At 69.0% G+C, this 23,430-nt stretch carries 23 protein-coding genes and 6 pseudogenes; 9 read left to right on the forward strand and 20 right to left on the reverse strand.

What is annotated here, in order from left to right:
* Positions 1–86: 86 nt before the first annotated feature.
* Positions 87–1,145 carry an aminotransferase class I/II-fold pyridoxal phosphate-dependent enzyme gene (locus E6R62_RS34375; RefSeq protein ID WP_136217414.1) on the reverse strand — a complete coding sequence of 353 codons (1,059 nt, stop codon included), beginning with the start codon at positions 1,143–1,145 and terminating at the stop codon, positions 87–89.
* Between the two features lie 26 nt (positions 1,146–1,171).
* Here E6R62_RS34375 and E6R62_RS34380 point away from each other — a divergent pair, with 26 nt between their 5' ends.
* Positions 1,172–1,753 (forward strand): Ku protein, encoded by a 582-nt coding sequence (locus E6R62_RS34380; RefSeq protein WP_240802064.1) that lies wholly within the window; start codon positions 1,172–1,174, stop codon positions 1,751–1,753.
* 72 nt (positions 1,754–1,825) lie between these two features.
* Here the strand turns inward: E6R62_RS34380 and E6R62_RS34385 are convergent.
* The 4 genes and pseudogenes from E6R62_RS34385 to E6R62_RS41945 all read right to left on the reverse strand — a co-directional run.
* Positions 1,826–2,080: pseudogene (locus E6R62_RS34385) on the reverse strand (transposase); the annotation flags it as partial.
* Positions 2,081–2,095: 15 nt separating this feature from the next.
* Positions 2,096–3,123 (reverse strand): annotated as a pseudogene (locus tag E6R62_RS34390) (Gfo/Idh/MocA family protein).
* Between the two features lie 277 nt (positions 3,124–3,400).
* Positions 3,401–4,300 carry a Gfo/Idh/MocA family protein gene (locus E6R62_RS34395; protein WP_136217434.1) on the reverse strand — a complete coding sequence of 300 codons (900 nt, stop codon included), beginning with the start codon at positions 4,298–4,300 and terminating at the stop codon, positions 3,401–3,403.
* 421 nt (positions 4,301–4,721) lie between these two features.
* A complete protein-coding gene (locus E6R62_RS41945; protein ID WP_276615679.1) occupies positions 4,722–4,853 on the reverse strand; it encodes a hypothetical protein in 132 nt (43 codons plus the stop codon).
* 552 nt (positions 4,854–5,405) lie between these two features.
* Here E6R62_RS41945 and istB point away from each other — a divergent pair.
* Positions 5,406–6,179: pseudogene (gene istB / locus E6R62_RS34400) on the forward strand (IS21-like element helper ATPase IstB).
* A 12-nt stretch (positions 6,180–6,191) separates the two neighbouring features.
* Here the strand turns inward: istB and E6R62_RS41455 are convergent.
* The 5 genes from E6R62_RS41455 to E6R62_RS42285 all read right to left on the reverse strand — a co-directional run bounded on the left by E6R62_RS41455 (position 6,192) and on the right by E6R62_RS42285 (position 8,721).
* Positions 6,192–7,187, reverse strand: coding sequence for a hypothetical protein (locus E6R62_RS41455; protein WP_240802065.1), 996 nt, complete (start codon positions 7,185–7,187; stop codon positions 6,192–6,194).
* 184 nt (positions 7,188–7,371) lie between these two features.
* Complete coding sequence (locus E6R62_RS34415) at positions 7,372–7,608, reverse strand: DUF4235 domain-containing protein (RefSeq protein WP_136217416.1); 237 nt, start codon at positions 7,606–7,608, stop codon at positions 7,372–7,374.
* The gene (locus E6R62_RS34420) at positions 7,605–8,072 is read right to left on the reverse strand and encodes a DUF3618 domain-containing protein (RefSeq protein WP_136217417.1); all 468 of its coding nucleotides are present in this window, start codon (positions 8,070–8,072) and stop codon (positions 7,605–7,607) included. The genes E6R62_RS34415 and E6R62_RS34420 overlap by 4 nt, the downstream gene beginning before the upstream one ends.
* On the reverse strand, positions 8,069–8,482 hold the full coding sequence (locus E6R62_RS34425) for a phage holin family protein (protein WP_136217418.1): 414 nt from the start codon (positions 8,480–8,482) through the stop codon (positions 8,069–8,071). The genes E6R62_RS34420 and E6R62_RS34425 overlap by 4 nt, the downstream gene beginning before the upstream one ends.
* 98 nt (positions 8,483–8,580) lie before the next feature.
* Complete coding sequence (locus E6R62_RS42285) at positions 8,581–8,721, reverse strand: YegP family protein (protein ID WP_136217436.1); 141 nt, start codon at positions 8,719–8,721, stop codon at positions 8,581–8,583.
* Between the two features lie 204 nt (positions 8,722–8,925).
* On the opposite strand from E6R62_RS42285, the pseudogene E6R62_RS34440 reads away from it, so the two are divergent.
* Positions 8,926–9,036: pseudogene (locus E6R62_RS34440) on the forward strand (YhjD/YihY/BrkB family envelope integrity protein); the annotation flags it as partial.
* A gap of 1 nt (position 9,037) precedes the next feature.
* On the opposite strand, the pseudogene E6R62_RS34445 reads toward E6R62_RS34440, so the two are convergent.
* Positions 9,038–9,373: pseudogene (locus E6R62_RS34445) on the reverse strand (YihY/virulence factor BrkB family protein); the annotation flags it as partial.
* A 1,099-nt stretch (positions 9,374–10,472) separates the two neighbouring features.
* Here E6R62_RS34445 and E6R62_RS39990 point away from each other — a divergent pair.
* The 3 genes from E6R62_RS39990 (at position 10,473) to E6R62_RS34455 (ending at position 11,700) form a co-directional block, all read left to right on the forward strand.
* The gene (locus tag E6R62_RS39990; RefSeq protein ID WP_168714267.1) at positions 10,473–10,643 is read left to right on the forward strand and encodes a hypothetical protein; all 171 of its coding nucleotides are present in this window, start codon (positions 10,473–10,475) and stop codon (positions 10,641–10,643) included.
* 299 nt (positions 10,644–10,942) lie between these two features.
* The gene (locus E6R62_RS34450) at positions 10,943–11,353 is read left to right on the forward strand and encodes a hypothetical protein (RefSeq protein ID WP_136217419.1); all 411 of its coding nucleotides are present in this window, start codon (positions 10,943–10,945) and stop codon (positions 11,351–11,353) included.
* Between the two features lie 182 nt (positions 11,354–11,535).
* A complete protein-coding gene (locus tag E6R62_RS34455; RefSeq protein ID WP_168714266.1) occupies positions 11,536–11,700 on the forward strand; it encodes a hypothetical protein in 165 nt (54 codons plus the stop codon).
* A gap of 294 nt (positions 11,701–11,994) precedes the next feature.
* Here the strand turns inward: E6R62_RS34455 and E6R62_RS41460 are convergent, their stop codons facing one another.
* The 3 genes from E6R62_RS41460 to E6R62_RS34470 all read right to left on the reverse strand — a co-directional run bounded on the left by E6R62_RS41460 (position 11,995) and on the right by E6R62_RS34470 (position 14,973).
* A complete protein-coding gene (locus tag E6R62_RS41460; RefSeq protein WP_240802066.1) occupies positions 11,995–12,531 on the reverse strand; it encodes a hypothetical protein in 537 nt (178 codons plus the stop codon).
* 995 nt (positions 12,532–13,526) lie between these two features.
* Positions 13,527–13,868, reverse strand: coding sequence for an STAS domain-containing protein (locus E6R62_RS34465; RefSeq protein WP_168714268.1), 342 nt, complete (start codon positions 13,866–13,868; stop codon positions 13,527–13,529).
* 250 nt (positions 13,869–14,118) lie between these two features.
* Entirely contained in the window at positions 14,119–14,973 is an 855-nt protein-coding gene (locus E6R62_RS34470; protein WP_136217422.1) for a Ku protein, read from the reverse strand.
* A gap of 163 nt (positions 14,974–15,136) precedes the next feature.
* Between E6R62_RS34470 and E6R62_RS34475 the strand changes: the two genes are divergently transcribed.
* Entirely contained in the window at positions 15,137–15,355 is a 219-nt protein-coding gene (locus E6R62_RS34475; RefSeq protein ID WP_136217423.1) for a hypothetical protein, read from the forward strand.
* A 42-nt stretch (positions 15,356–15,397) separates the two neighbouring features.
* On the opposite strand, the gene E6R62_RS34480 is transcribed toward E6R62_RS34475, so the two are convergent.
* A complete protein-coding gene (locus tag E6R62_RS34480; protein ID WP_240802067.1) occupies positions 15,398–16,345 on the reverse strand; it encodes an ATP-dependent DNA ligase in 948 nt (315 codons plus the stop codon).
* 62 nt (positions 16,346–16,407) lie between these two features.
* A complete protein-coding gene (locus E6R62_RS34485; RefSeq protein WP_136217424.1) occupies positions 16,408–17,058 on the reverse strand; it encodes a LysE family translocator in 651 nt (216 codons plus the stop codon).
* 534 nt (positions 17,059–17,592) lie between these two features.
* On the opposite strand from E6R62_RS34485, the gene E6R62_RS41465 reads away from it, so the two are divergent.
* Positions 17,593–17,799, forward strand: a complete 207-nt coding sequence (locus E6R62_RS41465) for a hypothetical protein (protein WP_136217437.1) — start codon at positions 17,593–17,595, stop codon at positions 17,797–17,799.
* A gap of 843 nt (positions 17,800–18,642) precedes the next feature.
* On the opposite strand, the pseudogene E6R62_RS42125 reads toward E6R62_RS41465, so the two are convergent.
* The 4 genes and pseudogenes from E6R62_RS42125 to E6R62_RS34515 form a co-directional block, all read right to left on the reverse strand.
* Positions 18,643–18,879: pseudogene (locus E6R62_RS42125) on the reverse strand (helix-turn-helix domain-containing protein); the annotation flags it as partial.
* Between the two features lie 73 nt (positions 18,880–18,952).
* Positions 18,953–19,681, reverse strand: coding sequence for a dienelactone hydrolase family protein (locus E6R62_RS34500; protein WP_136217425.1), 729 nt, complete (start codon positions 19,679–19,681; stop codon positions 18,953–18,955).
* Positions 19,682–20,697: 1,016 nt separating this feature from the next.
* Positions 20,698–21,054 carry a transposase gene (locus E6R62_RS34510; RefSeq protein ID WP_136217426.1) on the reverse strand — a complete coding sequence of 119 codons (357 nt, stop codon included), beginning with the start codon at positions 21,052–21,054 and terminating at the stop codon, positions 20,698–20,700.
* A gap of 307 nt (positions 21,055–21,361) precedes the next feature.
* A complete protein-coding gene (locus E6R62_RS34515; protein ID WP_306432504.1) occupies positions 21,362–22,642 on the reverse strand; it encodes a PP2C family protein-serine/threonine phosphatase in 1,281 nt (426 codons plus the stop codon).
* Between the two features lie 624 nt (positions 22,643–23,266).
* Between E6R62_RS34515 and E6R62_RS39995 the strand changes: the two genes are divergently transcribed.
* Entirely contained in the window at positions 23,267–23,416 is a 150-nt protein-coding gene (locus E6R62_RS39995) for a hypothetical protein (RefSeq protein WP_168714269.1), read from the forward strand.
* Positions 23,417–23,430: the final 14 nt, after the last annotated feature.

The following is a 23,430-nucleotide window of genomic DNA, read 5'->3' on the forward strand; positions in this document are numbered from 1 at the left end:
ACGACTCGCCGTCCGCTGGGAACGCCGCACCGAACTCCACGACGCCTTCGTCTCCCTCGCCTGCAGCCTCATCTGCTGGCGGCGCCTCAACAAACCCGAATCATGATCGTGTTACGAGCTCTAAGGTCGTACCCGAGGCCGGTGAGCGCTTCCCGCAGGGTTGCAGCTACCTCGCGCAGGCGGGTGCGGCGCCATTCGTCGGTGCGGACGACGTCCAGGGTGGCGGCGATCTGCACCAGGTCGGACGGCACCAGGGTGGAGGCGAAGACGGCCGGGTAGGAGGCCATCTTGAAGTACTCGACGAAGTCCTCGTCAGGGCAGGTGATGTAGCCGGCGCGCTTCGCGAACGCCTTCGACAGGCTCATCGTGCGGAAATGCACCCGCCCGGCCAGTCCCGCCTCGGCGACCATGCCCGCACCGTCTGGGCCGTGGGTGCCCAGCGAGTGCGCCTCGTCGACGACCAGGACGCAGCCGGTGCGCTCGGCCACCTCGCACAACGCACCAAGAGGCGCGAGGCTGCCGCACACGCTGTACATCGAGTCGACCGCGATCACTCCGGGCCCGTGCTCTTCGATACGGCGCAGCAGGTGCGCGATGTCGTTGTGGCGGAAGGGCCGCGCAGGGGCGCCGGCCGCCTTCGCGCCTGCCCACAGCGACATGTGGGCCAGCATGTCCACGTACACCGGTACCTCGGACCCGGCCAGGGTTTGCAGCAGACCGACGTTGGCGTCGTATCCCGACTGGCAGAAGACGCCCGCCGCCGAACCGAGGTAGCGGGCCAGCTCCTGCTCCAGCGTGGTCTGCGGGTGCTGCTCATAAAGCAGCACCGCTGAGGCCAGCCGCGCTCCCCGCATGGCATGGAGCGACTCGGTCACGGCGTCCACCACGCGTTTGTCGCCGGCCAGGCGCAGGTAGTCGTTGCTGTCGACCACGGTGGAGCACGGCCCCGGCAGATGCCGGCCGCGCAGGATGTGTCGGCCGCCCCACCGGCCCCGAATCCCGTTGGCATGGAAAGCCTCCACCCGTTCCTGAACGAACGGGGGCAGCAAGGGGCCGACGGCGCAAGCATCGATCATGCAGCGCAATGTAGGCCCGCGGATCACGGGGAAGACGACCAGTTCCGCGATGACCGGCAGCAGACCCAACAGCCGCTCCACCTCCGGTGCGAGCCGTGCCGCACCTGGCTGCCGAAGGCGTCGCCGCGAAGCCGTACGAGCTTTTGCGCCAAGCCTTGGAGCGGTCCTCGAAGGTGGCGGTGGCCAAGTTCGCGATGCGCGACCGGGAGCGGCTCGGGCTGTTGCGCGTGCTGGACGAGGTGATCGTTTTGCACGGGATGAGGTGGCCGGACGAGATCCGCAACCCCGGGCAGGTCGACGTCCCAGACGTGGAGGTCTCCGACGAGGAGATCGACGCGGCGGTCGCCCTCGCGGACACCCTCTCCGGCCGGGACATCAGCGACATGCACGACGAATACCGCCACGCCCTGGAGAAGCTGATCGAGGCGAAGACCGCCGGCACGCGCCCGGAGCCCGTCGAGACTCCCGCGCCGGCCTCCGCGGAGGTGGTGGACCTGATGGCGATGCTGGAGAAGTCCGTCACCGAGGCCATGGCATCCCGCACCGGCGGTGCGGAGGCCACCGTCCACGACCTGCCCGCCCCGAAGGAGACCACCAGGAAGACCGCCGCGAAGAAGGCCATGCCGAAGGAGGCTTCGGTGAAGAAGAGCGCTGGACGCAAACCCCGCAGCGCCTGAGGACCGGTGGGTCCGTCCCGTGGCCGGCAGATTTGGTAGTCGTCCAGGCCGCACTGGCCTTTACTGAGGTTTTCAGGGCGGGGTCGGTGGACCGAGCGACAGCCCGGTACCAGCGAGGCATCCGTCGATGAGGGCGGACCGGAGTTGGATGTGTCGCAGGCCTCGGAGAAGAGTGCGGGCGAGGTGGTCGGGGTCGGTGAAGGCGGTGTTCGCCATCGGGCCACGTCGCAGAAGTGACCAGAGGCCTTCGACCGGGTTGAGGTCCGGCGCGTACGGGGGAAGTTGGAACACGGTGAGCCAGTCGTGTTCGGCCGCGTATCACTTCATGCCCAGACCCGCGGATCAGTCGTGACCGTCGTGCGGGTATCGCAGGCCTATCAGTTGCCTCACAGCGTCCAGCGTACGGAGAACCGCGAGTGTGCCGTCCAGGGGCACCAGCGGCGACTCGTTCTGCCGGCTAGCAGGCAGCGCATCACCTCGGCGGCCTCCAGCCCGTAGCCATTGCCGATGACGGCCGGAGCGGGAAAGTGCACCGGCTCGCCCACCTCGCGATGGAGGACGATCCCGGGCGGGTTGAACAGGTTCACCGGGATATCGATGCGTCCACGTGTGCCGTAGACGACGGCTGCCTGGCTCAAGGTCGCGGCGAAGGTCAGCGATGCGGTGGCCCCACCGGGGTGGCCGATCAGAATGCTCGTGTGCTCGTCCACGCCTTCCGGCGCCAGCTGGGCCCGCGCGTGGATGCGGTCCGGGCTGCCGAGCAGGAAGTGCGCCAGCGCGACAGGGTAGACGCCGACATCGAGCAGGGCGCCGCCGCCCGCCGCAACGTCGCGAAGCCGATGCCTTCGGTCGACCTCGGCCCGCCAACCGAGTTCGGCGTGCAGAGATCGGACCTCACCGATCGCGCCGTCGGCGAGTAGGTCGGCTGCCTTGCGCAGGGCGGGGTTCAGGAGCATCCACATGGCTTCCATCAGGAATGTGCCGCGTTCGCGGGCGAGGGTGATCAGCCCCCGCGCCTGCACGCTGTTCACGGTGAGAGGCTTCTCGCAGAGCACGGGCCGCCCGGCGTCCAGCAGCATCTCGACGGCCTGGTGGTGGTAACCGTGCGGCGTGGCCACGTACACCACGTCCACGTCCGGATCGTCCGCCAGGTCCCGCCACGATCCGTGAGCTCGCGGGATCGCGTGCCGGGCGGCGAACGCGCGCGCCGTCCCTGCGTCGCGGGAGGCGACGGCCGCGACCACCGCGCCCGGAGTCCGGCGAAGATCCTCGGTGAACGCCGTGGCGATCCCCCCGGTGGCCAGGATGCCCCAGCGGATGGGATGTTCATGAGCCGAGTCCCCAGACCACCTCTTGTCTAGACCAATCATGCGTCGCGGCAGTACGGTACGGGAGACTCCACGGACCGGCAACCATCACCCGGACTTGCTGTTCAGTACGCGCAATGCGTGCACCGCCCACCTCAGCTCCCCGTGGTCCACCCGGTGAGCCCGTCAGGCACCGGGCCCCTTCCAGGTGGTCAACGGCCTCGGGCCGTCCGCTTCGACCTCCAGTACCGAAAGGCCGGCCCGCCGTCTCGCCGTCCGCCCGCGTCTCGGCCTCGCCGCCTCGCCGCCTCGCGACCAGTCAAGCACCGGCTAAGCGCGGCTAGGGGGTCGGCGCCAGCGCGGTGATGACCTGCTCGCAGAGCTCATGGGTGGCCAAGGCGTCCTGGGCGTCGATCTGCCGACCCTCTCGGACGGCATCGAGAAAGTGACGGCACATTCCGTCAATGCCGCGGCGGCGCCCCACCGACTCCCAGTCGTCGCTGCGCAGCAGCCGCGGCGCGCCGTCGTGCTCCGTGACATCGGAGAGGTTGACGACATCACGCCGCCGGTTTTCGCCGGCGGTCTGCAGAACTTCGCCACCCGACCCGCTGGCGCGGTTCATCACGGCCAGTCCCGTGAAGTCCTCCCCGCAGAGCTGCAGTACCACATGGTGCAGGTTGCCCGCGTCGTCGACCCTGCCGCGCACGCTCACCCGTCCGGCGTCGGCGGGGGCCAGCATGCGCAGGGTGTCGACGAGGTGGATGAAGTCGTCGAACACGATCGTGCGTACGTCGCCGGTGCCGCCGTGGCGGTCCTTCTGCAGCACGGTCAGGTCCCGGGGGTGCTCGAGCGCCGCGACGTAAGCGGGTGCGAAGCGCCGGTTGAAGCCGACCATCAGCGACCGGCCGAGTTCGCGGGCCGTCTCCACCATCCGTCGGCCTTCGGCCAGGTCGTAGGAGAGCGGTTTGTCGACCAACACGTCGACACCTGCCTCCAGGAGCCGCATCACAATCGCGTAGTGGTGCTCGGTCGGGGCGTGGACGAACGCCGCGCGGATGCCCGACTGGACCAGCTCGTCGAGGTCACAGAAGCGGCGTCCCACCCGGTAGGCGTCCGCGATGCGGTCGAGTTTGGCCCGGTCGCGGGTCATCAGCCGCAGCTCCAGCCCGGGCAAGGCACCGAGTACTGGAAGGTACGCCTTCTGCGCGATATTGCCCAGCCCGATGACACCCACCGGCATGCTGGCCGATACCGCCGATGCGCTCTCCATCCCGCTCCCACCCAGTCTTGTCTAGACCACCAGAGGCTCAGGAGGCTACCTGACACGCCAGCCGACGAGTTCGCCGGTTCCACACCCCCGGTGCGTACACACGGCGCTCCTCAGGGCGTCGCGTGCCAGATGAAGTGGACGACGACTGCCACCTGCGGCAAGTGCGCCGCAGCCGGTCGCCGTGCACCGCGTCTCGGTCCAGCTCGGGGGGTAGTCGGACGACCCGTTCCTGTGCGTGGCTCCCGGCGCCTCGACCACCCAGCTCGCCATCCCGGCCGACCACCCGCTGGGTACGTACTGTTACCACAGCCATGCCATTGGAAGCCGTGTGACGAACCATCACTAGTCCGGACGAACCGTCATGCCTCGTTGATTCGGCCAGGGCGACCCGCTAAGCAATCTGTCCCCACACCCGGAGCTGCCGGTCGAGGGCGGCGGGGTGTACCGGCCCGCCGCCGAGCTCGCGTACACCGCCGGCGCCGGCGAGGAGCGGCACCGGCTGCGGGCGTTCGTCGAACGGCATCCGGTGCCCGTGGCCATGCTGGCGGGCTCACTGGTCGTGCACGGCGGGGCCGGGCACCGTACATCCCGATTCCGGCTCGATGACCCGCACCTGGTCCTCACCGACGACGCCGAGGGGGAGGATCTGCTCTCCGGCTGGTCCACCGATGCTGATGCAGACGCGCTGGCCGCTTCGGGGGCGGGGGAGTTCGGGGCGTCGGTGGTTCGGCTAACCGCGCCGGGTACGGCGCCTTTGGCGGTGCTGGGCCAAGTGCGGGTGATCGAGCGGTTCCGGTCGGGGGGCGGGCGGGCTGCGGGTGACGCTGGCCTGGCTGGCCGGTCTGCGGGGCGCGGCTGCGAAGGGTTCGGCGGGCGGGGTGATCCGGCACGGGATCTCGCACGCTGGTCCGGGGCAGGGCTGCGTGTGCGCGCGGCACGACTGCGGCGGGGTGGTCCCGGTGTCCTGGTGCCCTCAGCACGGGACGGACGCCTCGCCGGTGATGGAGTGGCACCCCGGCGGTGGTGACGTGCGAGAAGGAGAAGCTCCAGAACCACCTTGCCCCGACAGCGGAACCTGACCGAGCAGGCTGCGACCACGGCCATCGACACCGCCTGTCGGCTGCTGCGGCTGCCGTCGATCCGCAACAAGTTCGCCGAGATCGCCGACCGGGCCGCGAAGGATCAGATGACCTACCGGGGCTTCCTCGCTGAGCTGCTGATGACTGAATGCGACGACCGGGCCCGACGCCGCTCGGAGCGCCGGATCAAGGCCGCCGGGTTCCCCCGACAAGTCGCTGCGGACCTTCGTCTTCGACGCCAATCCCAACATCGACCCGGCCGTGATCAACACCCTTGCCAGCTGCGAGTGGATCAAGAAGAGCCAGCCGCTCTGCCTGATCGGCGACTCCGGCACCGGCAAGTCCCACATGCTCATCGCCTTGGGCACCGAGGCCGCCATGCAGGGCTACCGCGTTCGCTACACGCTCGCCACCAAGCTGGTGAACGAGCTGGTGGAAGCCGCCCCGACGAGAAGTAGCTGAACAAGACCATCGCCCGCTACGGCCGCGTCGACCTGCTCTGTATTGACGAGCTCGGCTACATGGAGCTCGACCGCCACGGCGCCGAACTCCTCTTCCAAGTCCTCACCGAACGCGAGGAGAAGAACAGCGTCGCCATCGCCTCCAAAGAGTCCTTCGGCGGCTGGACCAAGACCTTCACCGACCCCCGCCTCTGCGCGGCCATCGTCGACCGCCTGACTTTCAACGGCACCATCATCGAGACCGGCACCGACTCCTACCGGCTCGCCTCGACCCGGGCGCGGACCGAAGCGCCCGCCAAAGCCGGCTGACCGTTGCATGGTTCAGCTTGATGGTCCTCCACCCCAAGGATCGTCAAGCACCGCTTCGGGGGTGTTCGCGGTGAGCATTTCGTCGATGCATCTGCGCAGCCCGACGCCGGTTGAGTCGATCCAGGTGAGCCATGGCACCGGCTGGAGCAGGCCGTCGTATTGACGGGTGCGGGGGTCGGTGAGGAGGGCGCGGAGCTCGTCGGGGGCGGGGTCGGTGACCAGGCACAGCCAGGCCAGGCCGGCGCCGATGCGGACCTCGGGCGGTCGTCCGGGATCCGACCACAGGCCCCGGGCCCACTTGGGAGCGTGTTCATCCTGGTGTTCGCGGGCGATTTGGGCGATCGCCAGGATCAGGCTCACCTGGACTACCGCATCGTCTTCCTTCGCCAACCTGGACTGCAGAGCAGAGGAGATGTGTGAAAGCCCGTCGGTCGCCGCCGCCAGAACGTACGCGGTCACGGAGCGGACCTCGGGGTCAGGGTCGGAGAGAAGCGGGAGCAAAAGGTGCAGGTCGTCCGTGACGGCCTGTCGGGCGGCCTGGATCGTCCAGTCCACCGGGCACATCGTGCTGCCCTCGATCATCTGCGGCTCCTCGGCGACCTGGAGCAGGCCTTCCCGCGATCCGTCCCCCATGTGCTGACACCGGCCGATCTCGGCGACCAGGCGAAGGGTCTGCGCACGGAGTTCGGGGCGCGCGATCGCCGCGATCCGGAGTAGGAACGGCACCGCCAGTGTTCCTACCGCGATCGTGCTGCCCTGGTGGTGAAGACTCGTCCAGAGCTGCCGCAAGGCCCTGTCGGCAGCTTCGGCGTCCTCGGACGCGAGCGTGGCGAGCAGGCCGGGGATCTCCTCGCCCGGGCCGTAAAAGTGCCGGAACCGCTGCCAGGGGACCTCGTCGTACCTGAAGCCGTCCTTGACCTCCTGCGGGATCGCGCTGACGGCCGCCCGCACGTCGCAGTCCGTGCCGACCCACCGTTCCGGCCAGTCGTCCCAACGGTCATCGTCCATGGCTTGGCCTTCCAGCCCATCGACAGCATCCGAACGCCGGGAGTCTAACGACCGGTGATCAAGGGACGGACCGCTGCTGCCGCACTACGGTGGCAACGCACCAAGGCGACGTCATATTTCGTGAGCATCTGCAGCACTCAAGATCGCCAACTGCTGCCCAAACTGCTGATCAAACGCTGCTACTTCACGTGAAGGCGCCTGCCAGGTCGACGGCGGCCTTGACGAGGGCGAAGATCGCGCCTTGGAGGGCTGCGGCGAGGAGGATCTCCTGCCAGGTGCGGTCTTCGTCGGTGGCGTCGGGCGCGTCCTCGTCGTGCCCGATCATCTTCCACGCCTGCTTGAAGGCCGCGCCGGCGAGCATGCCGCTGACGGCGCCCAGGGCCATGCCGACCGGCTTGTAGGCGATCTTGGATGCCTTCATCGGCACCTCCGGCTACGTCGGATGAGGAGAAAGACAGCGAGTGCGGCGGCGGCCGCGAGCAGCGGGGTGCGGTTGGCCCGCGCCGTGGCCGCCAGCCGGCCGGTCTTCTCCCGTACGGCGGCGGGGGTCTTGTCCGCGGCGAGCTGTCCGGCACGGGAGGCGGCGTCGCGGACCTGTGCCGCGGCGCGGGTGGCTTTGTCGAGGACCGGGCCGGGGGTCTTTTCCTTCAGTAGTTGCTTGGCCTGCTCCGCCTTGTCGTGGACCTGGCCGGTGAGGTGTGCAGCCTTCTGCGCGGCTTGCTCCTTCACGGCGGTGACCTGCTCCTGTGCGCGCGCCTTGACGTCAGCCTTGGCGGCCAGCGCTTCGACGGTTTCACCGAGTTCCTGACGGGTGTGTTCGATTTGCTCGCGCAGCTCCTGCGGGGTAGGAGCGGACTCTTCGCCGCCGGGGGACTGGCTGGTCATCGCTGGGTCTTCTCCTTGATCTCGGCCACGTCGGCCTTGACGCTGTCGATGGTCTGCTCAGGCGTGGGCGGGCCGGCCTTCGCGATCTGCTTGTTCCCGGCCATCGCCATGACGGCGCCGACCACTGCCAGCACGGCGGCGACGATCAGGGCCGAAGCCCAGACCGGGAGCAGCAGTGCCACGGCGGCGATCACGGCGCCGGTCAGGGCCTGCGCGGCCAGGAACCCGGTCAGGCCGGCCCCGCCGAACAGGCCGCCGCCCACACCGAATCGTTTGCCCTTCGCGGTCATCTCCGCCCGGGCCAGCCGCATCTCCTCGCGCACCAGCTTCGAGAGTTGCTGGGACGCGCGGGTCACCAGCGCACCCACCGAGTCTTCGGAGTCGTGGGCGCGGGGATCAGCGCTGCTCACGAGTCTTCACCTTGCCTTCCTCGTGCTGCTCGGAGACGGATACTCCTTGATGGCTGCACGATGGCGGCCATCGGCGCCGCGGGGGCGGTGCCGCGCCGTCAGCTGTTCTGGTTGGTCCCGGTGGTGTCCTGGATGGGGGTGTCGGCGTTGCGTTTGACGGAGTCGATGCCGTTCAGGCAGGACCGATGCGTCTCGTAGTGCTCGCTGGTCGCGATGACCCGCCCGTTGGTTGCGATCAGAACGAAGTGACAGCCCTTGCCGCCTGGTGCCGGACCTCGAAGCGAGCCGCCATGACCTGATCCTCCTTTTGGACGTGCATGCCGCTGTCAGTGGCGCGGCTACCCGGTAACCGGCCGGGCACCCGTCAGGCAAGCTGGGCTTTACGGCGGCGGTGAACGCGACAGCTGCGGCGGTGTGCCCGGAAGGGAAGGAGGAGCTGTCCGACGTACGGCACCCTGGCCGGGGTGATCGTCTTCTTGGTGTGGTTGTGGATCACCAACATCGCCATCCTTTTGGGGCTGGAGTTCGATGCGGAGATGGCCCGCCAGCGCGCCTGCCCGGCGTCACCCACTTGAACCCGCGGCCCTCGGCGTTCGGAGCAGCCCAGTACAAGATCGCGATCATGATCGTGACGAGAAGGACGAGGACCGGCCACTTGGCGATCGACCACACCGTCAGCGCACTGTCACCGATCCCCAATGCGGTGCCGACCTGGCGTGCCAGGCCGCCGGTGAAGACCACGATCAGCGCGCTGACGACGGCGAGGATCATCAGCACGACGGTCAGGGCCAGGCGCAACGGCAGCACCTTCCACACCGGGCGGCCCTCGGGCATGTCGTAGACGGCGTTGGAGGTACGGATGAACGCGGCCACGTACCCGGAGGCGGACCAGCATCCCGAGGCGCGGGTTGGCTGAGCGTGGGCCTCCCGATCCCGGGAGGGGTACGAGCCATTCAGGTGATGATGGCGAAGCAAACGGGCATTGACTCGTGTCAGTAATCGGTTCTGCACTCGCCCGGAACAAAACGGGACCACGGAACCCGCACACTCGGGACCCGCGCGCGGCGATCCTGCCTGCTCAAGGCAGCTTGGTGGAGGAGTGGGGTGCGCCCGCGAAGGCGCTGTATCGCGACTCAGGGCCGCTACGCCCGTTTCACACCACCTGCCAGCATTGCCGGGGTTTCTGCTTTTAGGGCTTCCGTGGAAGGGTCCGGCCCACTGTTACGCGTGAGCGCTCACCGGAGGAGTCGGCCGCAGACGTTTCGCGGCTCGTCGTTCGACCGGAAGAAACTTCGTTCCCCGCGGTCAACCGAGAAAGGCATACGAGACCACCGCAAGTCAGCGGAATGCTGCGCATGGCTGAATCGGATGACAAGGCATAACCCAGCATGTGCCTCTGCGTTATGTCGAGTTGCCGCTGGGGCTCCGATCGAGGGAAGCCCTCGATTTCCAGAGTTGGAAAGGTCTTCCGTGTCAGACATCCTCCTGTGGGTCGCGCTGATCTCCGCTGTGCTGGGTGCGGGGTGGGCCGCGGTGGCATCATCAGGGGCGGGGCGTATGTGGCACACGGACATGATTGAACTGCGGCGCCAGCAACGCTTCCGGCACGTACTGTCCCGGCACGCGGACGCCACCCAGGCCCCTCGTCAGGAAGCTGCTGCAGTGACGGACGGGGCTGTGGGAAAACCACTCCCTGTCTCGGCCTGTACTGGGTGCGGAGCCGTGTCGGGTCGTCTATGAGCCGTGCCGGTTCGCATAGATCGACCGACGCTGGCCTCGGCTGGGGCGGGAATCCCGCGCGCTGGTGATGCCGAGCTCGCGCATGAGACGCTCGACGGTGCACTGGGCCGCCTTATGAACCTGCCGCTCCAGTCGAGTGCCGACACTGGTGAAGCCGTCGTTTTCGGTTCCGGACATCTGTGCGGGCGGATGTGGTCACTGGCTTCCGCTGGCGTGTGTGAAGTGCTGTTCACCAGTCAAGACTTCTCGCATGTCTGTCGACCCTGACCAGCTTGTTGATGCCATCGCTGACGCCGTGCGCGAAGGAGATGATCATCTTATCGGTCTCCTTCTTGACCGGTTCAAAGTCGTGGCGGAGCTTTCCCACCTGATCCGGCTTCGCCACCGGCTTGGCGGAGCGGGCGCTGTGCGTGGTTCGTGAGCGCCTGACGTCGATCGGGCACCCGGCGCCAGAGCGCCGCCGCGATCTCCTCGAAGGCGTCTTTGGGGATGCGGATGCCGCGCCGGAAGCCCGGGCACGGCGCATCAGCAGGCCGGCGCGACCTCGGACGGCGGCCACAGCACAGCACACGTTCCCGGCCGGTACGAGGATCCCGGCACCGCACCGGCAGACGGCCGGAGCGCGGCCCCGCAGCCCTCACCCGCCGGCCCCGACAGGATGTGGCTGTCCCCGGCGGGTGGTGTCGCGGCCGATCTGATGTCCTGGGCCTTTATCTGGAGTTGGCGCATGCCCGGCTTCCTGCGGCGCGGTTCGAGGCCGTTGTCCGGGCGGTGCAGGCCACCTGCGGCTTCCTTGCCGAGGGGCGTGAGGCGTTGGTGGCGACGCCGGGGGAGGAAGGTTTCAGTTCGGAGGTGCAACATGAGTATCTCGCGCTGTTGGCGGTGGTGATCACAGGCAGTCTCGACCACCGCGTGGTGGAACTTCCCGGTCCGGGCGGTGTGATTGGTCTGGCAGTCGTTGAGACGATCGCGGACCGGGGACCGGCCAGCAGCGCAGACGGTTCGGGCGGTGCCTGCAGTGGCGAGCAGTGGCATGCGTCCTCCGCGGCGCCTGAACAGGCACAGCCGCTCCAGCTCCGCTCCTCCGGAAGAGTGAAAACAGCGCAGGGGTTGGATGCGGCGCGTGAGTGACACCGCCCTCCTTGACCAGGGGCTCACACCAGCTACGCGCCATCGGGACCTCCGCCTCCGCCTGTGCTGGGGGCTGCCTGGGTTCCTTAGCGTTGCAGGCGCCCGCAGACAACCAGCCGGAGAGGCGGGATTTCATGCGTGAACTCAGGGACAGTGCCGCCCCGGCGGCAAGGGGGCTCGGCGTGCAGCCGCCTGACTACGGCAAGCCCTCGCCGGGCTTGCTTGCCCGCGCGGACCAGGGCTTCGCCCGTTTCCTCGCCCACCAGTACGAGGGCCCGGACGACGAGAATGACACGGAGGGCCGCGAGGCACGGTCCGCCCACGCTGTAAGCGTTGAGGGGAGCTGATCAGCTCCCCTCAACGCAAATTACACGGCCCAGACCAGGGCCGCAGCCCTGGTCAGGGCCTGAGACGACACCCCTGGAGTAGGCAGGTGCCCCGGTTGGGCGGGGGCCCGGCCGCAGCCGCGCGTAGTGCCGCCGGCCGATGCTGGGGTGGGCACCTGCGCGGAGGGGGAGGGGCAGGTGCCCACGGGACGACCGGGGGCCGCTCACCGCGCCGGCCGCCGGTTCCAGCGTGAATTCGCAACACACCGGCGCAAGAGTTCCGCCGGGACTGACCACGAGGTGCGCGGGTGTTCCTCAGCCGCTCGGTTGCAGCGAGTCCGGCCTGGCAGAGGCGTGTACACACGCGATGCTGGCCCAGGTGGTGGGGATGCGCATACGTCGCAGCAGGTCCCGTGTGGTGCGCCCGGTCAGGGTGCTGCGCCAGGTGATGCCCGGGTGGCGGGAATGCAGGTGGGACAGGGCGCGATGGGGCAGTCCGCTGGCCAGGAAGTTTGTGTCGATGTCGACGCCGGTGATCACACCCTCTGCGCAGGTGGTGCAGAGCCGGTAGTGGACCTGGCCGACGACTTTACGGACGTGGACCAGGAGCAGGCACTCCTGGCCGGGACCGGACTCACCGGGGATGCGGGTGGAGAGGAACTCTATGTCGCGGTACGCGAGGATCCGGCGGCGCAGCCGCCTGCCGAATCCCTCGCGGCGCCCGTGCCGCGCTGCGCGCGGTGACGCTTCGGGGGCGGGCGTGGGGGTGGCACGGAAGAGGGCGCTCGTGGGGCGTGCGTGGTCTCCCGGACATGGACCGCATGTGCCCAGGCATCTGGTCCTGACGCACACGCCGGGTTCGAGGGTCCGGCGGCGACCGAGAGCTGCTCAGCCGCGCCGCCCGCTCAGGCTGGCGGGTCCGGTGCGGGACCGGACGACATCGTGAACCGCAGGTGCCCGTACCGCGGCCGGCCGCTTCCTCCTCCCGGGCCTCGGGCGGCAGGCACATTCCGGTTTCCGTGCGCACAGCGGGGCATGCGCGACATATGAGCCCGCCGGGTGGAAGGAGGAATAGGTGAGTACCGCCGTCCTGGATCATCCCCTGTCCCGTATGAGCCGGCCTGCCACGTCGGCACGGGACGCCACCCGTGCCTTCCTGGCCGGCGCCGCCCGCCTGCGGCCGCCCGCCAAGGCCGGGAGCATGGACGACGTGCTTTTGGTGGTGGCCGAGCTCGTCGCCAACGCGGGTACACCGACGGCCCGTCTGCGCTGCACCTGGAACTGCTGGACGACTCCCTCGACGTCTGGGTCACCGACCGGAGTCCCAGGCTTCCCCAGCTCCGCACTCCTTGTACGGACGGGACCGGGGGGTGGGGATGGTTCGTGATCAAACGACTCGCCACCCGCATCCACATCAAGCCGATGCCCGAAGGCGGCAAGACCATCTGCGCGGCACTCCCCTGGTAGCTCCCCCGCCTCGGGGGCTGGCGCCTCGCCACTGCACGAAATGGCGGCTCACCGCGACGAAGGCCCGGGATATCTGACCCGGCTCGGACACACACGGGCCCCTGGGAATCAGCATGGCGACTCGCAGCCCGCAGTGCGCGTGGTGGCACGAACCCAGCGCTCTTGGCCGTCACGCCCGAGTGGCCACCGGCGGCTTGGGGTGATCGGGAACCGTCGAGCCGTGGAGTGCGGCTGCGGAAGGGCGAATGACCTCCCCCGGTCCCGTCGCCGCAGCGTCAGGCTACGTCCGCCGTGTGAGTACAGGCGCATGGTCCGCGCGAGGACCCGCCTCAAACGCCCCGGCGGCGGGACCCATCCCATACGTCCCCGGCGGTTCGCGGTCAGCGCAGGAGTTGCGTGCGGGCGGTATCGAGGCTGTCGGAGACGGTTAAGACCGTGTCCGCGCCGGTCAGCTCCAGCAGGCGGCCGAGCTGGTCCTGCACGGGGCCCACGAGGATCAGGCATCCACAGCGATGAGTGGTCAGCAGGGCGTTGAGCATGGAGGAGTCGGCGAAGGTCACCTGCGCCACGTCGATGATGATCCGCCTGACGCCCTCATCGGCCACAGCCTCTTGAGTGGCGGCGGTGAAGGGGGTAAGGGTGTCCATGTCGAAGTCGCCCCGGCACACGATGATCCGTGTGTCGCCTTCATCGGGCAGCACCAGCACGCCGTCGCTGTCCATGCCCATGTACCCCTTCACGCCTGTGGCTACGGTCAGCACCGAATCGGAGCAGTCACAGGCTGCCCTCACGCTGATCCTCACATACCTACCCGACCGGCTGGCCTCCGAGGGACAAGGAGCGGCTCCGTGGTCAGCGTAAAAGATCTGACCTCCGCAGCCATGCGTCTGACCATGATCGGCCCCGGCCTTCGGCGGGGCGGGCCCCCTCTACCCGTCCCGCCGAAGGCCGTAGCTGGCCCGCTGGCAGCCGTCACACGGCCGTTTTCTTCGCCGGGGCTGTCTTCTTGGTGGTTTTCTTCGCGGCGGGCAGGTCGTGGACGGTGGCATCGGCGCCGGTGCGGGTTGCCTTGGCCTCGGTGACGGACTTCTCCAGCATCGCCATCAGGTCCACCACTTCCGCCGAGGCCGGCTGGGGGGCTTCGACCGGCTCGGGGCGGGTGCCAGCGGTCTTGGCCTCGATCAGTTTCTCCAGCGCCTCGCGGTACTCGTCGTGCATCTGGCCGAGGTCACGGCCGGAGAGGGTGTCCGCGAGGGCGATGGCCGCGTCGATCTCCTCGTCGGAGACCTCGACGTCGGGGATGTCGACCTGGGAGGCGTCGCGGATCTCGTTCGGCCACCGCATCCCGTGCAACACGATCACGTCGTCCAGGACGCGCAGCAGCCCGAGCCGCTCGCGGTCGCGCATCGCGAACTTGGCCACCGCCACCTTCGAGGACCGCTCCAAGGCTTGGCGCAGCAGTTCGTACGGTTTGGCGGCGACGCCTTCGGCGGCCAGGTAGTAGGAGGCGCCGATGCGGATCGGGTCGATGCTTTCCGTGGGCACGAACGCGACGATCTCGATGGCCTTCGCGGTGGGCAGGGGAAGGGCGTCGAGGTCCTCGTCGGTGACCGGGATGGTGCCCACCGCGGTCTCGTATCCGCGGGTGATTTCCTCCTGGGTCAGCTCCTTGCCGTCGGCCTCGCACACCTTGCGGTAGCGGATCCGGCCTCCGTCGGCGGTGTGGAACTGGTGGAGTGAGATCGAGTGCGACTCGGTAGCCGGAAATACTTTGATCGGAATCGTGACCAGGCCAAAACTGATCGCACCGGACCAAATAGGGCGCATCGACTTATCTCCTTGAGGCTCTCAATCCAGCCTCGCACCATCACCGGGGCCTCCCCCGCCACAGGGGGCCGGCGGGCGAACACCCGACGGCCGGCAGCCAGCCCACGCGAACGACCGGCCGCGCCCGCCTGTGACGATGAAGGCCGTGGGGCGTTGTGGTGGCATGGACGAAGACTTCCTCGACGCGCTCCTCGATGCCGTCACCGAGACTCGGCTCAAGCTGCTGACTGAGGACGAGGCCAGAGCGATCATGATGCTTCTGGGCGCCCTTGAGGACGAGACCCGCTCGGAGCAGGTTCGTCGGGCGGCCGGCGAGATGCGCTTCCGCCTCGGATCACGCCTGGGAGCCCCAGCGGACTCCTATGACCGGGCGCTGTCCTGAACGACAGGCGCCCGATGCTCCCCTTGAGGATCGTCTGCTGTCTCAGCCCGGGGCTGTGTCCGGTTCCGCCTCGAACCGGGGTACGTCCCGCGTTGTGAGGTCCAGGCGCAGGCGTTTGAAGCGGACGGGGTGGCGGTAGGCGCCGCCGTGGTCGACGGCGGTCTCGGCGCTGATCTCGGCTACCAGCTCGGGGCGGACCAGGGTGACGTCCAAGGCGTCGCGGCTGCCCCACGTCGAGGCGAACCGCATGCCGGTCCAGGGGTGGTCCTCGTCGGCTGCGGTGATGCTGCCGGCGACGAGATGGGCCGCTTCCGGGCGCAGGAGGACCGTGCGGCCGATCGGGCGCAGGCGGTCGTGGATGTCGTGGCGGCCCCGGAGGAGGAGCTGTGGTCGAAGCAGAGTGCCGGTGATCGCGCCGATGATCGCCTCGGTGGTGTCCCGCCGCCTCAGTTTGTACCAGCCTCTGTATCCCGGCTGGTAGGGCTGGTTCATGGCTTTGACCACGATGCCCTCGACGCCGGACACATCCGTCCACGACTCAAGCCACTCCCGGGCCTTGGCCGGGTCCGTGGTCATCGGACACAGGGTCCACGGGGATGTCAGGGCGTGCTCGGCGAACAAGGCCCCCAGGCGGGCGCGGCGCTCCACATACGGCAGGTCGAGCAGCTCCCGGCCGTCGAACTGCAAGACGTCGAACACCACGAAAAAGGCCGGCAGCTTCGCGGCCAGCTCGGGAGCGCTACGGGTGCGAGCGGCGGCCCGACGCTGCAACCCCTCGAACGACAAGACGCCGGCCTCCACGTCCCACACGAGGAGTTCGCCGTCCAAGACCAGGCCGACGGGTAGCCGCGCCTCTGCGGCCGCGACGAGATCAGGAAACGCACCCTGAGGCGCCGCGGCGGGTCTGGAGCAGCACCCGCCCACCCGGCCCGGCCGGGGTAAACACCAGCGCCCGGTACCCGTCGTTCTCCAGACTTTGATGTGTCTCATGAGACACCAGTCCACCGACAAGACGGCCCCGGGGAGCGAGTGACGGGGCCCAAGTCATGGCGTCAGGATGACGCGGAGACCGGGGTACGGGACAGCGCGGTGCGCAGCGCGAAGACGCCGAGCAGGCCGCCTGCCGTGAAGCGCTGGGCAGTCATGGCACGAGGCCGGGCAGTCAGAAACCCCGACACCCGCGCTGCGCCCAACGTGATCAGAGCGTTCACCGAGATCCCCACGATGATCTGCACCCCACCGAGCTGGAGCAGTTGCCCCCAGGCCGGACCTCCCTGTGGATCCAAGAACTGGGGCAGTAGGGCGGCATACATAAGAGCGATCTTGGGGTTGAGCAGGTTCGTCAGCAGCCCCATCGAGAACAGGCGGGCGTCAGAGACGGGGGGCAGGTCTTGGGCCGGGGCGAAGGGTGAGCGGCCGCCGGGCTTGAGCATGCCCCATGCGAGGTAGGCCAGATAGGCGGCCCCAGCAAGCTTGACCACCATGAACGCCATCGGCACCGCAGCGAACAACGCCGACAGGCCCGCAGCCGCCGCCAGCAGATAGCACACGAATCCCACGGCGGTCCCACTGAGGCTGACCAGGCCCGCCCTACGGCCTTGAGTGATGGCGCGAGAGGCGAGGTGAATCATGTTCGGTCCCGGAGTCAGGGCCATGCCCAGTTCGACCAGGGCCACCCCTGCGACTGCGGTCAGAGTGATCACCGGTCAACCTCCTGGTCATTCGTGGCACCTGGCATGAACGGCTATGCCGCATCAGCAGCGCCCGGTCTTGCAGTCTGCAGACTACGGCCTTGCCGCTCGCTGTCCTCATGCACCCACCCTCGGCCCCGTTTTGGCTCGCCGACGACACCCAGTGCTCAGCCCGCAGTTGAAGCCGACCGGGATTGAAAGGCGGCCTCCAAGACGCACCTCAGTCGAGACATCTCAAGACGTCTGGAGAACCGTCGAACTTCTACTCATACGCCACCTTCGAGGCGAGCGGACGCACCGGCGGGATCACCCTCGGCGGCCTGCGCCAACATCGGCTCCACCGGCGGACGCAACACCATCCCCAAGGCCTCTCATCCTCGACGCCGGCCCCAGCCTGACCCGCGCCCACCCACGCGGCCCGGCGAGAACGCCGGACGGCGGAACCCGACGAACCCAGCGGGGGCAGAGCTGTGCCAGAAAATCGAACGCCTGGGCGTGTTGGAATGACCACCTCGCAGCCGGGTGGAGGGATGAGCCCCGCGTGTCATCGTCTACCCGCCCGACGCCCAGGGCGGGCGCCGGGTCCGCTGCGACGGCGAAATCCTCGGCCGCGCCCTCGGCCCCACTGATCTTCTGGAGTTCCTTCGCCGCGCCGGCCTGGACCCTGACGACGTCAGCCTGGACTACGCCGGCTTCATCGAGTGGCGCGGCGGCGGCCCTTCCGTCTGGGCCCCGGAGCCCGGCGCCGAGTGAGCGCGGCAGCGTGGGCCGACTACATGGTCCCGGCCCGGTAGGCCCGGCTTTGCTCGGCGGTGAGTCCTTCGCGGCGGGTGCGGGTGTTGGCAGCCATACCCGAGCCGTACCGGGGTGCCGTCGGGGAAGTCCTTGGTGCGGGCGCGGGCTACGCGACGCGCGCATCGGAGGATCCCGCTGTGGTCCCGGGCGTGGCCGCGCCGGTCGCGATGGCGCCCCGCCTGACAGCGGCAGGGGGTGGCGTCATGGGTGACGCCACCCCCTGCCTAGGGCCTTTCGAGCGGGGCCGGACCCGTGGTCAGTTCCTGAACCAGCCGCGGCGCCGTACGTCCGCGTGTGGGGCTTGTGCGGCCTGCTCGCGGGCCCGTGTGCCTGGCGGTCGGCGATGGACTGGCAGACGCTGCACCGGTCGCCCGGTGTCGTGCCTGTGCCCCAGCCGCCGTCCGCATCGGCCGGGTAGACGGTGCCCCCGCATTCCGGGCAGGGCCAGGCCGTCGCCTCCCGGCGCCGACGCAGCTCCTGGCGCTCCTGGTCCTCGCGTCGGCGTGCGGCCTGTGCGGCGGCGACACAGCCACCGCCGCGCGCGGTGACACCACCCGCAGCGCCAGGCCCGGCAGGGCGGAACATGTCAGGCGTCAGAACCAGGGGCCCCGCCCCGGGAGCTCGGGGTACCCGGGGAGGGGTGTGCATCCCAGTCTCTTCAACGAGCCGCGGCAGAACCGGTTCCGCACCATCACCCGCCCCTGCGCCGGCCGGGGCAGGCGGGGACGTGTCCGGCACGAAGGAAGAACCGTTGAAGCGGTATGGACGACGTCGGCGATCTCGATGACCAGGAATGGGATGCTTCGGGTAAAGCGAGTCGAAGCCATCGGCGTTGAAATTGTGGAGCACGTCGCGAACCCGGTCCGCACTGGTGAAAACGACTTCGGCGATCTTCGCCACGGTCATGCCCTGCGCGGACAGCAACACCATCTGAGCCCGCCGCCAGGCCACCACCGAACCGGTGCCGCACCGCACGATCCTCAACAGCCGGGCACCCTCGTCGTCATCGATCTCGCGCACCTGCACCCGCTCGGCCATGCCGAACAGTCTGGACCGAGTGTGCTGACCGGAAACGAGTTCCGGCCGGCACGCCGAGCACTGCGATCTCGTGTCAGCTCAGGTGCCGGGCGAAGAACCGCAGCGAGCTGTCCACTTCGAACGACGGCACGTCCCCGTGCTTGCCGGGGTTGGCATGCAGTGTCTTCTCCACCGAGGCCAAGGCTTCGAACAACGCCAGGCTCTGATCCCGCGAAACCATCTGGTCGTCCCACTGCACCAGGAACTGCACCGGCACGGTGATCCTCGCGGCGTCCTCGGCCAGCCCGTGCACACCGAGCAGACCCAGCACCGCGGCGCGGATCCGGGGCTCTGCAGCGATGAGCGGGATGCCGAGCCCGCAGCCCATCGACATGCCGCAATAACCCGCCGGACCAACGCCGACCTGGCCGAGTTGCTGGACCGCAGTCAGGACCGCCTGCCAGTCCGCGACAGCCTGACTGGCCAGATAGGTGTGCATGCCGGCGACAAGCGCGCCCGGGTTCTCACCGGCGGCCATGCCGGCCCGCATCCCGGCCGCGATCCGGCCGAACTCCTCGTCCTTGGGCCGGTCACCGTGGTTGGGCGCGTCGATCGCGACGACCGCGAAACCCTCGGCAGCGAAGCGGCGCGCACGGGACACGATGTGTGGGGACGTTTTGTGCAACCCGCCGCCGTGGCCCAGCAGAATCAGGGGACGAGTGCCGCAGGCGTCTTCCGGCGTCCACAGCACGCCGGGGATCTCGTCAAGGGTGAAGAACTGTTCGGTGACGCCGTCCGACGACGTCTGGGAGGTGAAGCGCATCAGCGTTTCAAGCCTTTCGGGATGCCTTGTGCGGGCGCTCCCTAGACCATGCAAAGGAGGGAGCCCCGACCTGTCGCAGTGTTGATCGGTCTCACCTCCTCAAATTCGCAGTGGTGCACGGCGACGCCGACGATATCACCAAGATCATCACTCGCGCCCCCGCGGGGCGAACGTTGCCTGATGCGGCCCTAGACGACCACCCGTGAGGACCTGGTCCCCTACCCGGAGTTCGGTGGGTGGCACGTCCACCGGAACGCGTCCCGCCGGGACCCGGTCGGTCTGCTGGCTTTGTTCACAAGAACGGGCTCCGGCTCAACTTCTTTGGAAATACAAGGCACAGCCCGCCCCGAGGTCCGCGATGTCCGTGCCGACAGGACTGAGAGGTGGCCGGGTCACCGATCCGGCCCAGCTACCGTAACCGGCTACCTGCCCGTGCCGGCCCTGCCCACGGTCCAGGCCCCCGATCCGCATCGGATAGGCCGGCACGGTCTGGAGATCGTCACGAGCATGTGGCTTGCCTACCGGTTCCCGGTGCATCTCGAAGCTCCGGTCTGCGTGGCCGCCTTACGACATCTTTTTCATGGTCATCGAACTCAGCGCGTGCTGGCCTCTGCCTTGGTCGCGGTGACGCCGAACCGGGCTGACTCGCTCGCCACCCCCGTCCCCCTCGGCACGGCGACACTGACTGGCCGGCAGGGGTATCACGGCGGCCGGTGCAGACACGGCGCCAGCGTAAGCGGCCCCGGCCTCGCACTCCTACGAGGTTTCCCTGACGCCAGAGACGCGGAACTGGTGGGCGGCGACATCGAGGAGAACCTGGTTCCGGCCCCGCAGCGGCAGACCTCACCGCATCGGGAGCTGTGCGGGCTTCCGATGTTGCCCCGAGCCTCGCCGCGAAGCAGACTCCGACGAAGAAGACTGCCGGCCGCAAACCCCGCAGCGCCTGAGGGCCGGGCCCCGCGCTGCGCGGGCCGGGGTGCGGTTGGGGGCACCCAACCGCCTGCGGCGCTGAATGTTTACGTGAGCCAGGGGGTGTTCCAGTCGTCGGCGTTGCGTTTCCCCGTGTTTGTGTGGCTTTCGGCGTCGCCGGTGTCGCGGGGGAGTGGGCGGCTGCCGCCGAGCGGCCGGTGGGAGGCGAGGAGGGTGAGGATGTTGTGCCAGGTGCCGTCGGTGTTCCACAGCCGCAGGCGCTCGGCGCAGCGGTGCCAGGGTCCGTAGCGGGTTGGCAGGTCGTGCCAGCGGCGGCCGCCTCTTTGTTGCCACAGGATGCCGTTGATGATGTTCCGATTGTCGGGGCCACCGGGCCCGCAGCGGGGCAGCAGGGTGCGGACCGCGTCCCATTCCTGGTCGGTGAGGTCGTCGGATTGGTTCATACCGCTTTAACGGTGCTCCTTCCTGCCGGGCACGTCCCTGTCGGCCGCCGGCTCGACTCACGGCCGGACGGTTGCGGAACCGTTTCTGCTGCGGCTCGTTGAAGATGCTGGGACGCACACGCCCACCCCGGATGCCCCGAGCGCTCGGGGTGGGCACCCGCGTCCGGACATCTGCCGTGTCCGCCCTGCCGGGCGTGGCAGGGGGTGGCGTCACCGCCGGCGGTGGCGCGCCTGGCAGGACCCGGCAGACCGAGCCGTAGTTCCGTGGCCGCCGCTGGCAGGCCACCGGACGATCGCACCGCTGTGGTCATTCCTGGCCGGGGTTGGTGTGGCTGGGGGAGGGGCTTCGGCCGGGGCTTCGGGGGGTGGTGTTTTGGTGGTGGGTGGGGCGTAGGTGGGTGTTGCGGCTGGGGCCGTGCCATTCGAGGCAGAGGACGGTGGCGTCGTCGTTGAGTTGGCCGCCGTGGTGGTCGAGGACGGCGTGCATGAGGCGGCGCAGGGTTTCGGGGACGGGTAGGCCGTCGGCGTGGTGGCGGATGATGAAGTCGGTGAATTGGGCGAGGCCGAATTCACGTCCGCGGTTGTCTCTGGCTTCGGTGATGCCGTCGGTGTAGAGCAGGACGCGGTCGCCGGGTTCCAGCTGTTCGCGGCAGAGCGTGACGGGAAGACTGAGCTGGGTGCCGAGTGGGTGGGCGGGTGGGCAGTTCAAGGTGGTGGTCCAGCGGCCGGCGCGGATCAGTACCGGTGGGTGGTGGCCGCGGTTGACCCAGCTGAGCAGTCCGCTGGTGGCGTTCAGGTCGGCCAGGACCGCGGTGACGTAGGTGCGGTGTCCGAAGTGGTCGACCAGGACCTGCTCGATGCACTCGCTGGTGGTGACCAGGTCGGTGTCCTGGCGGCGGTGGTTGCGGCAGGCCGCCACGGCCAGGTTGGCGGTCAGCCCGGCGTGGCTGTCGTGGCCCATGGCGTCGAAGACCGCGATATGGACTTGGTCGCCGGCGATCGCGTAGTCGAAGGCGTCCCCGCCGATCTCGTAGGCCGGCTCCGTCGCCGCGGCGATCACCACGTCCCGGTTCGCGAACGTACGCGGCGGCAACAGATTCCACTGCAGCTCTGCGGCAACATTCATCGGCGCGGTCCGCACCAGGCGGGCGGCGGCGTCACTGCTGGGGCGCTTGCTGGCCACCAGCATGCCCATCAACGAGGCCACCGTCTCCAACCGCTCGCAGCCATCGCCGTCGGACAGATCGCCCCGCAGAACACCGAGGCGCTCGGTGCCGTCCAGTACGGGAACCCACCACCGGCCCTGCTCACCGGCCGCGCCCCGCTGAGGGTGGCTGGCGGCGAAGACGCGTCCGGGCAGCGTGCCGTCCACGGTGAAGACCTCCCCGCCCTCGGCGGCGTCCAGGCCTCGTCCGGTGACCTCCGTGAGAACCTGCTGGCGCAGGTCGGTCAGGTACAGCCGCACGTCCGTCATGCCCGCCTGGCCGGTGTGCTGGGCCAGCAGCTCCGGGAGCTGGTCGAAGCCGGCCAGGTGCCCCTCGGCGAGCATGCCGGTGAGCATCCGCAGCACACGCTCGGTCTCGTCCACGCCCGCCATCTCTTTTCCGGCCTGGGGGGCTGTTGCTTTCAGCATCCCAGGTACCGGCATGAAAGGCGCCGAGACACTTCGCACCGGGGGTAAAGGTCACCGTGGGGGCGCGTGGATGCTGTTGCCGGTCCGGGTCCGGGGCGGGGGCACCGGTGGTGAGGCGGCGGAGCATGGGCCGGCCGAAGTCGCCGACGGCGCCGGTGAGGTCTGGAGTCGTCCGCCCGGTAGGCCCTACGCCGGGTGGCGGCACCGATGACGCCACCCCCCTTCCGCTGTCAGGCGGGGCGACGTCGTCACTGATCGACGGTCGACGAGCGTGCTGGTCTTCGACCTGGACGAGCACACGGCGTTCGACGGCGCCATCCTCGATCCTCTGGATGCCGCCCGCAGTCTCGGCCTGGCCGTCCATCTCAGCGGCCTTCCACCGCAGGTGCGGGGCATGATCGACCGGCACATGGATGTTTCACCTTGCGTGAGGACCTGGCCGCCGCAGTCGATGCCTGCCTTGAGCGCACGCCCACGCACCGGCGTCAGCCTCCCGGCCACTGCTCGCGCAGGCGCCTTCCCACCTCCTTGCTCTCGGCGACACGCTCAGGGTCCCGCTCGCGCCACCACTGCCAGCGCTTGTTCCGCTGGACGCATCTGGGCGACCAGTTCAACCGGCACGTGAGCGCCGAAGTGGACCGCGCCGTGACCGTGGCGTCCGTCGCCGCAGCCGCCAGACGCATGGATCGCACCAAGGACGCCGTACGCAAGGCAAGGGCCAAGAGCTGACCTGGCGACCCTTC

Source organism: Streptomyces sp. A1136, assembly GCF_004795055.1.
In the GTDB taxonomy this organism is placed as follows: domain Bacteria; phylum Actinomycetota; class Actinomycetes; order Streptomycetales; family Streptomycetaceae; genus Streptomyces.

Excerpts from the sequence above, each read along its gene's own strand:
- E6R62_RS34475 (WP_136217423.1), top strand. The coding sequence starts at position 15,137 with ATGGACGAAGACTTCCTCGACGCGCTCCTCGATGCCGTCACCGAGACT.
- E6R62_RS34510 (WP_136217426.1), bottom strand. The coding sequence starts at position 21,054 with ATGAACCAATCCGACGACCTCACCGACCAGGAATGGGACGCGGTCCGC.
- E6R62_RS39990 (WP_168714267.1), top strand. The coding sequence starts at position 10,473 with ATGTCTGTCGACCCTGACCAGCTTGTTGATGCCATCGCTGACGCCGTG.
- E6R62_RS41945 (WP_276615679.1), bottom strand. The coding sequence starts at position 4,853 with ATGCCGTTCGACGAACGCCCGCAGCCGGTGCCGCTCCTCGCCGGCGCC.
- E6R62_RS34395 (WP_136217434.1), bottom strand. The coding sequence starts at position 4,300 with ATGCCGGTGGGTGTCATCGGGCTGGGCAATATCGCGCAGAAGGCGTAC.
- E6R62_RS34415 (WP_136217416.1), bottom strand. The coding sequence starts at position 7,608 with ATGAAGGCATCCAAGATCGCCTACAAGCCGGTCGGCATGGCCCTGGGC.
- E6R62_RS34500 (WP_136217425.1), bottom strand. The coding sequence starts at position 19,681 with ATGCGCTTCACCTCCCAGACGTCGTCGGACGGCGTCACCGAACAGTTC.
- E6R62_RS34470 (WP_136217422.1), bottom strand. The coding sequence starts at position 14,973 with ATGCGCCCTATTTGGTCCGGTGCGATCAGTTTTGGCCTGGTCACGATT.
- E6R62_RS34465 (WP_168714268.1), bottom strand. The coding sequence starts at position 13,868 with ATGGACAGCGACGGCGTGCTGGTGCTGCCCGATGAAGGCGACACACGG.
- E6R62_RS34420 (WP_136217417.1), bottom strand. The coding sequence starts at position 8,072 with ATGACCAGCCAGTCCCCCGGCGGCGAAGAGTCCGCTCCTACCCCGCAG.
- E6R62_RS34480 (WP_240802067.1), bottom strand. The coding sequence starts at position 16,345 with ATGAGACACATCAAAGTCTGGAGAACGACGGGTACCGGGCGCTGGTGT.
- E6R62_RS41455 (WP_240802065.1), bottom strand. The coding sequence starts at position 7,187 with ATGGACGATGACCGTTGGGACGACTGGCCGGAACGGTGGGTCGGCACG.